The sequence below is a fragment of the Chitinimonas sp. BJB300 genome (assembly GCF_002735695.1).
GTDB lineage: Bacteria > Pseudomonadota > Gammaproteobacteria > Burkholderiales > Chitinimonadaceae > Chitinimonas.
Genome location: NZ_PDZH01000204.1, coordinates 1 through 4703 on the forward strand (window position 1 = coordinate 1; position 4703 = coordinate 4703).

1 protein-coding gene is annotated in these 4703 nt (G+C 57.7%); it reads left to right on the top strand.

Going from position 1 to position 4703, the window contains the following annotated elements:
• Positions 1–4703: beta strand repeat-containing protein (locus CSQ89_RS20035; protein ID WP_143747110.1), on the top strand; the 4703-nt coding region annotated here is incomplete at both ends.

Sequence of the window (4703 nt, forward strand, 5' to 3'; positions counted from 1 at the left end):
CACCACCCTCAGCCTGACCGCTGGCGACGTCGATAACCAGGCGGCAGGGCAAATTCGCGCTGGCAGTCAACTCAACCTGACCGCCCAGCAACTGCAGAACCAGCTGGGTCAGCTCTCTGCAGGTAAAACACTCCATGCACGACTGACGACCGAACTGCATAACGAGGGAGGTCAGATAGCGGCGCAAGAGCGTGTAGCACTACAAGCCGCAGATATCAATAACCACCAAGGCGTGATTCAGTCCACCGGCGCGCTTGACCTGATTGCCTCCGGGACGCTGCACAACGGCGAGGGCCAGCTGCAAAGCGGCCAGACGCTGGACGTCAAGGCTGGTGTGCTGCGTAATGCCGGGACGATTTACAGCCAAGGCGTGGGGACCTTCAAACTGGTGCAGCTGGACAATGCCGGTACGATGGCGAGCAGGACGGACCTGCAGATCAACGCGGATGAAACACTGACCAGCCAAGCAGGCAGTGTTTTGGCGGCTGGTCTGAATACCGATGGTGCCCTAAGCAATCTGGGCAACCTGACGTTGACGGCTGGGCAGACCATCGCCGTCCACAGCAAAGCCCTAGCCGGCAATCAATTCACCGCGCGCATTGGTGAGGGTGGCGTAAATGCAGGGCGGATTGATTTGAACGACAGCACAGTGAGTGCTGCGCACATCTCGCTGCAAGCCGGGGAGATCGATACTCAGAAAGCCGCTGTTACATCGACGGGTACCCTGAAACTCAACGCCAACCAGTTGTATAACCAGTTGGGCACCCTGCAGGGCGGTGGGTTCGATGTCCAAATCAGGCAGTTGCACAATCAAGGCGGCAAACTGGTCCAGACGGGCGCAGTGGCCAGCACCTTGACGTTGCAATCGTTAAATAATGACGCCGGCCTGATTGCCAGCAATGGGGTGGACTTCAGCCTACAAGCGAATGCCCTCAGCAATGTAGCAGGCCAGCTTCAGCATGCGGGTACCGGCACCTTTAATCTAAAGGCGAACGACCTGAATAGCGCCCGTGGCCAGATTGCCAGCAATGGCTTACTGGCGTTCACCGGGGGTAAGGTTAGCGTTGACCAGGGTCAAGTCCATGCAAAACAGATCAAGCTGCACGCTGCCAGCCTGAGTAATGTCGATGGCAAGGTAATACAAAGTGGTAGCGGCGCGACCGACATCACCGTCGCCGGCGCATTGGATAATTCGCGCGGCCAGTTGACCAGCAATGGCGACTTTCACCTCGCCGCGGGGAGTGTAAGCAACCTGCATGGCAAGATCACCGCCGCCGCAGATAAGTCGCTGGCCGTGAAGGTGGCGGGGCTGCTCGACAACAGCCGTGCCGGTGAAATACGCGCAGGGGGAAACAGCACGATTAGCGCCCATCAACTGGCCAATCAAACGGGAGCTATCAGCGCACTGAATGAGCTCACCATGTCCGTTACGGGCGGTGCCAACAATGACCAGGGGATGGTTGAATCCAATGGCAACCTGAATCTGGCGGCGGCAGAATGGCTAAATGGGCAAGGCACCATTCGCAGTCATCAGGCCAATTTGACGATGACCACCAGCGGGGCATTGCTCAATGCGGGCCAACTGCAGGGACAATCGTTATCGCTGACAGCAGGCAGTGTGGAGCATGCGGGCACTATCTATGCTGCAGGGAATGCAGATATCGCGGTGGCGGGCAGGCTGTCGGCGTCTGGAACGACCGCGGCGGGTCATAACCTCACCCTCAAGATGGCGGATCTGTCCGCGACCTCGTCGGCAGTTTTTGCGGCCGGCATGGCGCGCAATGGCCAGCTTTCTGCACAGGGGAATCTTTCTGTTCAGGCACAGAACACGGTGGTGTTACCTGCCCAGCTGATGGCAGGACAGAATTTACTGTTGAACAGCAACAGCCTCGACCTGCAAACACTGCGCGCCAGTGCCACCAGCATCGACTTAACGGCTCGGGCCGGCGCAATTGATACCCGTCGTGCTCAGCTGGTGGCAAGCCAGGATATCAAGCTCACCGCCACGACACACTTCGATAATCGCGATGGCAAACTGCAGGCGGGAGGCAATGTCTGGGCGCAAGCTCAGGGTATGGATAACAGCCGCGGTCTGATTCAGGCGGGAAAAAAGCTGCACCTGGATGCGCTGACCGGAATGCTGACAAACCGCAACAGCGGTACCGACCATGGTGTGGTGGCATTCGGCGATATCACCCTAAAAGCGGGGGCGGGTATAGCCAATGAGGCAGGCTATATCGGCGCAGGCAAGACTTTGACCGCAGCAACCGGGGGGGCGATCGACAATACCCGGGGTGGGCAGCTGGTGTCGGTAGGGAACGTGAGCCTGCAAGCCGTTAGCCTGGATAACCGTGGTGGGACGGTAGACGCCGCTCACACAACGCAGATCACCACGTCCGGTATGCTGAACAACAGCGCGGGCGGCTTGCTGCGGGGTAGTCATACGCTGTCACTCACCGCGGCCAATATGAACAACCAAGCTGGCAAAGTGGATGCGGGGGATTTGGTCGTCAAGATCGGCGGCGCACTGCGCAATGATCAGGGCGGCTACCTGCGGGCGAACCATCACGTCACGATAAATGCCGCACAGGTGAATAACCAGTCAGGCGAGATCTCGGCCAAAAACCAGCTGAGGATCACCACCCCCGACCTGATCAATACCGATGGCCAATTACTGGCCGATGGGGCACTGAAGCTGGATGCTGCCCGCTTTACCGCAGATGGGAAAATTAAATCCCACGGGGCGGTTGAGTTGGCTTTTGCAGGCGACTATGTCAATCAGGGGGTGGTTGCGGCCGATGGCTCGGTAACCTACCGAGTAGCCGGCAAGGTGAGTAATGCCGGCACGATTAGCGCCCAGGATGGCCTGAATATCTTTGCATCCAACCTGAAGAATGAGTCCGCAGGCAAGATCTTTGCCAATACCTTGAGCCTGGACATTTCTGAACGACTGGAAAACATCGGGTTAATCAATGGCAATACCGTTTCACTCAAAGCCAGGGAGTTGTCAAACTCGGGCCGGATTTATGGTGACACGATCGCCATTCTGCCCGGTACAGGCAGCGTGGATAACCATAGCGGCGGGGTGATTGCCTCGCGCGGTGATTTGTCGGTGACCATGCAGCAACTGCAGAACCGCACCGGGGCTGAAATCGTTTCACTGGGCAACGCCACGTTTAAAGGGGATGTCAAAAATCTGGCAACACGCATCGATATCGGGGGCAACCTCTCGATGCAGGGCAAGCTGGAGAATATTTCGGAGGGGGTATCACATAAAGAAACGGTAACCGACGAAGCAATCTTCGAAGTTGATTTTTCCCGTAATGGCCGATGGGAAGTCAACACGGGACAGTTTCATTACGAGCAACATGGCGGGAAAGATATCGTTTTCAGACGCGTTTCCTCAACCTTTTATGACCGTTCTGACGTGTCCGCTGTGCGTAACTATACGCGTACCATCACCAAGAGTGAGGTGACTGTTGATCGACTTGCCTGTATCAATGTCGGTGGGGCATTCAATAATCAGAATGCCCATATCGTCAATGATAACGGCACCATTATTGTCGGCGGCCGGATAACGGGTGGATTGAGTGCGATTGAAAATAAGTCAGCACCTTCATTTACGGAAATCAAAGAAGTCGGTACGGAGGGTCTTCGAGGGAAGTGGGTTGAGCCATGGCAGGCTGCCATTCCCTATAGACCCGCACCTATCAGGAAGGAAACCGCCGCTACCCTAGGCATCATCAAAGAGCATGCCACAGTCAATGTGGACAAGCCGATAGACCCCAGTCAGCCGGTATCTGTCGGGGCAGTTGCCAGCAATGCCAACCTCCATGGCACCGCGGTCAAGTCGACAGCGGCGGGCGGTGGCCAAGCAGCGGGTAGTGCGGTGGCCGGGGTCGGTGGCTTGGTCGCGCCGGGTCAAGCCAGTGGTGCACAGGTCGCGGCGGTCAATGGTGTGGCCGGCCCAACAGCGGTCAAACCCACCGTTTCTTCGACGACCCTGACTTCCGCTGATTCTGCTTTGTCATCTTCTGCCGTGGCCAGTGTGACGGGGAAAATGGCAGATGCCGCAGTGGGGGGTATTGCTTCTGACATCGTTTTGACGGGCGCACCGTCCGGCAATACAACCGTGCCGTCTACTGCCGTGGCCGGTGTGACTGGGCAGACAGCCGACATTACATTAGAAACCACACCGGTTCCCAATAGTGCGGGTTCGGAACCTGCCCCTACCTTGAGTGCACGGGCGTTGTTGGATCAGCTTCGAGCCGGTGAGCGTGACGTACAGGCCAAGCACTGGCAACAGGTCAACCAAAGTGAACTGGCCGCGCCCAAGCCCCTCTCGGCCACAGGGGCCGTACCAGTAGTAGGCACAACCGTGGCGACCAATGCCGTCGCCCCTGCCACACCAACTCATACCGTTGCGACACCGGTTGCGCCGGGGAGTCCGCCGGTCGTGGTGCGAACCCTCACACCCAACCCGCGCCTGCCCACCAGCAAGCTGTTTGTGGTGGATGGCGGCGCAACCTCGCGTTATGTGGTTGAAACCGACCCGACCTTTACCAACTATAAGACCTGGTTATCGTCCGACTACCTGCTGGACCGGCTGAAGTTCGACCCAGCCACTATTCAAAAACGGCTGGGTGACGGGTTTTACGAACAACGACTGATTCGAGAGCAGATCAACCAGCTGACAGGCCGGC